The organism is Shewanella hafniensis (genome assembly GCF_019655335.1).
In the GTDB taxonomy this organism is placed as follows: Bacteria; Pseudomonadota; Gammaproteobacteria; order Enterobacterales; family Shewanellaceae; genus Shewanella; species Shewanella hafniensis.
Window position 1 is genome coordinate 1 of sequence record NZ_BPFD01000244.1, and the last position, 440, is coordinate 440.

At 30.0% G+C, this 440-nt stretch carries 1 protein-coding gene; it reads left to right on the forward strand.

Translation table 11 applies throughout. From position 1 onward, the window contains the following. Nucleotides 1-440: glycosyltransferase family protein (locus tag K5Q99_RS22100; protein WP_505973635.1), on the forward strand; the 440-nt coding region annotated here is incomplete at both ends.

The window sequence follows — 440 nt, forward strand, 5'->3', positions numbered from 1 at the left end:
ATGCAACAGACTCATATTCGGTTAATTTGAAAGGTTATAAACAAATAGCTATTCAACATGGTATCTCTTGGGATAAACCAAGGAAAAATAAAAATGCCGTTATTCAATTTCTATCTTCGCTATTAAATCAATGTAAATATCTATCGTACATAAACAATAATTCAACATTAGTGTGCGTAGATCATAATTTTATAAATTGGTATCGTACTTGGTTTAATGTTAGCAGCAAGAATGTAAAAGTAATATATAATTTCTATACCGAAAGAGTTAATCAATCTGATTTTGATAAAAAATGGAGTGATGACCGTGTAATTAAAATAATTATTGCTCGTCGCTTTGTTGACTATCGTGGGATTGCATTGATTGCTCCAATTATAAGCAAACTATCAAATCAATATAGAATAGAAGTCAATTTTGCAGGTGATGGCCCTCTAAAACCA